Origin of the sequence: Falsiroseomonas sp. HW251, assembly GCF_050563545.1 — a bacterium.
In the GTDB taxonomy this organism is placed as follows: Bacteria; Pseudomonadota; Alphaproteobacteria; order Acetobacterales; family Acetobacteraceae; genus Falsiroseomonas.
The window spans coordinates 1-4404 of sequence record NZ_JBNXUM010000070.1; the positions used below are offsets into that span (position 1 = coordinate 1).

General features: G+C 66.3%; 6 protein-coding genes. 3 read left to right on the plus strand and 3 right to left on the minus strand.

Annotated elements, in window-relative coordinates; all coding sequences use genetic code 11:
• From ACLF3M_RS35090 to ACLF3M_RS35100, 3 genes are all read right to left on the minus strand, one after another.
• Complete coding sequence (locus ACLF3M_RS35090) at nt 1–378, minus strand: nuclear transport factor 2 family protein (RefSeq protein WP_430661657.1); 378 nt, start codon at nt 376–378, stop codon at nt 1–3.
• Nucleotides 379–485: 107 nt separating this feature from the next.
• Nucleotides 486–1475: a zinc-dependent alcohol dehydrogenase family protein gene (locus ACLF3M_RS35095; protein WP_430661658.1), complete on the minus strand. Its 990-nt coding sequence runs from the start codon at nt 1473–1475 to the stop codon at nt 486–488.
• Between the two features lie 312 nt (nt 1476–1787).
• Nucleotides 1788–2180 carry a hypothetical protein gene (locus ACLF3M_RS35100; protein ID WP_430661659.1) on the minus strand — a complete coding sequence of 131 codons (393 nt, stop codon included), beginning with the start codon at nt 2178–2180 and terminating at the stop codon, nt 1788–1790.
• A 12-nt stretch (nt 2181–2192) separates the two neighbouring features.
• On the opposite strand from ACLF3M_RS35100, the gene ACLF3M_RS35105 reads away from it, so the two are divergent.
• The 3 genes from ACLF3M_RS35105 to ACLF3M_RS35115 are packed head-to-tail and all read left to right on the plus strand — an operon-like array spanning nt 2193 to nt 3979.
• Nucleotides 2193–3308, plus strand: a complete 1116-nt coding sequence (locus tag ACLF3M_RS35105) for an AMP-binding protein (RefSeq protein ID WP_430661660.1) — start codon at nt 2193–2195, stop codon at nt 3306–3308.
• Nucleotides 3309–3339: 31 nt separating this feature from the next.
• Nucleotides 3340–3504 carry a hypothetical protein gene (locus tag ACLF3M_RS35110; RefSeq protein ID WP_430661661.1) on the plus strand — a complete coding sequence of 55 codons (165 nt, stop codon included), beginning with the start codon at nt 3340–3342 and terminating at the stop codon, nt 3502–3504.
• Between the two features lie 19 nt (nt 3505–3523).
• Complete coding sequence (locus ACLF3M_RS35115) at nt 3524–3979, plus strand: DUF6882 domain-containing protein (protein ID WP_430661662.1); 456 nt, start codon at nt 3524–3526, stop codon at nt 3977–3979.
• Nucleotides 3980–4404 lie beyond the last annotated feature (425 nt).

A 4404-nucleotide genomic window follows, 5' to 3' on the forward strand; every position in this document is an offset into this window, starting at 1 on the left:
TCACCGCTCGGTGACATGACAGCCAGGCGGAACCTGATGCGGAACCGACCAACCGAAATACACCTCCACCGCTGCAATCTGCCCATTGCGGCATGTCATCACCTCGGTGTTGCGAAAGCATCTCCCGTCCTGCGTGCGTGCGACGTAGGTGACGGCAACCTTCCCGCCGGCTTCGAGGATGTGTTCGAGGTCAAAGGCGGCGATGCTGCCGCTGTTTGGCCAGCAGATGGCGAAGTACGAAGCGCGGTCGATCCCGTTATCGAAGGGGCTGGTGAAGTGGAAATCGGGGGCGATTAGCCGCTCTGCCGTCTCCCGATCTCCATTGGAGAAAGCAGCAAACAGCGATGACACAAGGTGAGCTGCGGAGTTTTCGGACATTCGATCGCCTCCCCGGATCCACCGCTGCACGACACCGATCGCTGCGTAAGCTGGCTCTCACGGTGGCGCGCGGCCAGTTGCAACCGGCGGCAGCCCATTTGCCCGGCTCAGATCATGCCATTGGGCGCCACGAGGACCTTGCCACTCCTACCGGTCCGTTGCTCATGTGCCAGCGCCGCCCCAATGTCCTCGATGGAGTAGACCGCCTCGACGGACGCCCCCAAGCTGCCCCCGCCCACCTGCGTCGCAATCTCCGCATAGAGCGCTCGCACCTCGGCCGGGCTGCGCCGGGCAAGGAAAGGGCCCAGCATGAAGCCTACCACGCTCACCCCGCGGAAGATCAGGTCGGCGTAGCCCACCACCACATCCTCGCCGGTCATAGCGCCGTAATTGCAAACCGTCCCGCCGTCCGCCACCGCCGCTGCGAGCTGCCTCGTCGCGTGCCCCGCCACCGCATCCAGCGCCAGGCGGATCGGAATTCCACCAACCGCCGCACGCACGCGCTCGGCCAGATCCGGCCCGTCCACCAAGCAGATGTCGGCACCGAGCGCTGTAAGCTCCGAGAACAACGCCTCGCGGCGGACGACGTTGACGGTGTGCAACCCGCGCGACCTGGCGAAGCGGACCAGCAGTCGGTCGACCGCAGAGTTGGCGGCGTTCTGCAACACCCACGCCCCAGCCTCCAGAGCGACCACGTCGGTCAGCATCAGCATCGCAGTTGGCGGGTTAATTCGCACCATGGCGGCCTGCCGCAGGTCTATTCCGGCCGGCAGCGGGACAACGTCATCGCCACGCACGCGGCGCCGCTGCGCCCAGTTCTCGCGCTGCAGATTGATGACCAGGTCGCCAGGCGCGACGTGCGACACTCCGTCACCGGCGGCCAAAACCCGCCCGACGCACTCGGCGCCGGGTGTGGCGGGCAGCGGCGGCCTGAGCCGATAGACGCCGCGGCAGAACATCACGTCGGCTGGATTGATCGGGAAGGCCAGCACCTCGAACGTGACCTCACTCGGCCCCGGCGGGCCCGGGTCCGGCACCTCGACGCAGAGCGCCACCTGCTCAGGGGTGCCGTAGGCGGTGATGTCCACGCGCTTCATCGGCCGGCTCCTGTCTCGAGGCGCTTAGCGCCAACACGCCGCGCCCGTGGGGCAAGACCGGCATCTTCCTCGCTCGCGTCCGCTCCGCAAACGCCATGGCGCGGCTGGCGAGCCCAGTCACCTGGGATCTCGCACGATATGAACCGAGGAGAACCGAGCACCGCTACTGCAGCTACATCCGCGCGACTGGCCTATGCGCGAGATCGTCAACGCGATCTTCTGTTGTCTGTGAGATCCCGTGGCGCATGCTGCCCGAACCTCCAGCGTGCCGATCACAGCGTCACCATCTGGCATCATGGCTGTAAGCCGCCATCACGGCGCGAGGCACCGCGCCATTGGGCCGTCCTTCGCCGCCATCGCTGCCCGGCCCGGCTTTGCGCCTGCCTCCAACACGCCGGCGGTAACCCCGCCGATGACGACCCTGGCCTCCTTCCCGTCCGCGCTCCAAACCACGCCGACATCCGCCGCCGCCTCCGGAAGGGTAAAGACGAGCGTCGTCCGCGCGTAGGCCAGCGGGTTGGGGAAGGGCGCCTTGCTGCGGTCCTTCCATTCGGGGGCGACAGGCGTGTTGAGCCGATTATAGAGCCAGACATCGCCGTTTGCGCGACCATCCGTGCCGATCCAGTAGGCGTAAGCGACCCTGCCGTCGTCCTCGAAGACGATGGCGGTGTCCGGGTTGCGGAAGCTCGCGAAGATGCCGTCCATCAACTTGCCCCCTTGCACGCGGCAGAAGGTCGAGCGCACCAGCGGCGCATCGGTCCCGGTTCGCGCTCGCTGCGACGGTGCAGTCAGCCGTGCCGCAAAGGCGCTACTACCGGCAGCGGCACGTCGAACGCAGGTGTCAGTACGATCGCTGGGCTCGCAGTCAGAGCGGAATTAAGCTGCCTCGAAACGCGTGTCACTCTAGTAAATTGCGAGCAACCTCGCGAATTCGCGCGGCGTAACTGCCGAAGTCCTGCAGTAACGTACCGGCATCTCGAGCTGTATTACGCAATCCCCGGCATGGGCGCGGTCTGCCACACCATGAACCCGCGGCTTGCGCCCGACGACATCGGCTACAGTCTAAACCGCGCCGAGGATCAGGCCGCCTTTGTTGACCTGAGCTTCGTCTCGCTGATGGACAAACTCGCCCCGCGCCTGCCGAAGCTCCGCCGCGTGGTCTTCCTGTGCACGGAGGCCGATCTGCCGTCCTCTATCGCTGGCGTTTCGCTGTACGCCTACGAGAAGCTGCTGGCCGAGGCAAAGGAAGAGCCCGACTGGCCGGTGTTCGACGAGGACACGGCGAGCGCGCTGTCTTACACCTCAGGCACGACAGGGCGGCCCAAGGGTGTGCTATACGGCCATCGGGCTCAGCTGTTGCACGCTATGGCGGTGAACAGTGCCGATGCCATCGCCCTGCGTTCCAGCGACCGCGCGCTGTCCTGTGCCGCCATGTTCCACGCGGCTGGCTGGGGCGTCCCGCACTCTGCCCCAATGGCGGGCACATCGCTGATCCTGCCCGGTCGCCACCTTGACCCCGCAAGCCTCGTTCGCCTGATCGATGAGGAGGCGCCGAGCTACGCCTGCGGTGTGCCCGCCATCTGGCTTGGTGTGCTGCAGGAGTTGCGGGAGCGCGGTGTTAGGTCGCGCACGCTCAAGCGCATCGGCAGCGGCGGCTCGGCCGTCCCGCACGCCTTGATCGAGGGCTTCGCCGCGCTCGGCGTGTGCGTGCAGCACGCCTGGGGCATGACGGAGACAAGCCCGCCGGTCTTCGACCGTGCGTCCGACTCCGCTGAACACGCTTCGGTGTCGCGACTATGTTACGATATATATGCAATTTCGAAGGCGCAATGAAACGGCAGGTCGAAAGTCGGGAAAAGGGCGCATGCAGATCTTCCAGGACGATGGCGGCACTCAACGATTGGTCGGACGAGCTGATGTGCCGCCAGATCATGGTCCCGTGTTCGAGGTGTCGTTGTTCGGCCCGTCGTCCGTCATCCGGGAGCGGTTCACCATCGGGACCTGCACCTGGGCCGGAGGACAAACGTGACTGACGTGGACTGGGCCGCGTGGAGCCGCGAAGCGGTCGCCCTCATGGACGCTCGGAACCGCGCCTGGATCGCGCGTTCGGCCTGGACGACGCGCCCTACCGGTGGGACCTCGCGGAGGCGAGGATCAGGATAGGGCCGGGCACCGGCAGGGTTAATGTAGAGGCTGATGTTTGCGCCGTCGGCTCCACGGCGGGCGAGACGTTCCTGTGGACGTGGGCAAATCCCTCCATCCCACCCGGCAGCCGGCGCGGGCTGGAACAGGTGCGCGCTTTCGGCGAGCGGCATGGCCTCAGTCTGCTAACTGACGCTCAGTGGAGAGGCGGCCGGCCTGAGGGGCTCGAAATGCTCGCCGTGGCAGGGCGCATCCTCGACGCCGAAGGGACCTGGACGGAGACAGGGCCATGCACGACGATCTTCTTCGTTCTCTTCGATATGCGGGTGCTCCCTCCGGATGAGAGCAACGAGAGGCGGTGAGCCGACCATGCCGGAACGGGATGAGACGCGTGGCCCTTCGACGATCCACCCAACGTCGCGGTGCTCACCGTGCGTCAGGTGCTGGAAGGCCAAGCGCCGATTCTGGCGGTGTCGCACGATGAGGACGATGGCGGATGGCAGTTTCTCACCGGCGCTCAGGCGAAGGAGGAAGACGCCCGGGTCGTCGCCCTTCGCAGGGTCGTATCGCTGGATGGTTCACTGGCCGAGCTGGCTAGCCTGCCGATGGGGTGGCGAGCATGGCGAAGTTCTGCTCGTGATCCGTGGCAGCGTGCGCCAGCCCGGGCACCGTAGACTTCGATGGAGCGCCGCTGCGAGTGGTATCACCTCAACTCGGCGATCCTCCGACGACCGGGCGCATACACACCGGGGGTGCCCCCCATGGCCCCAGCCCGGGTACCCGGTGG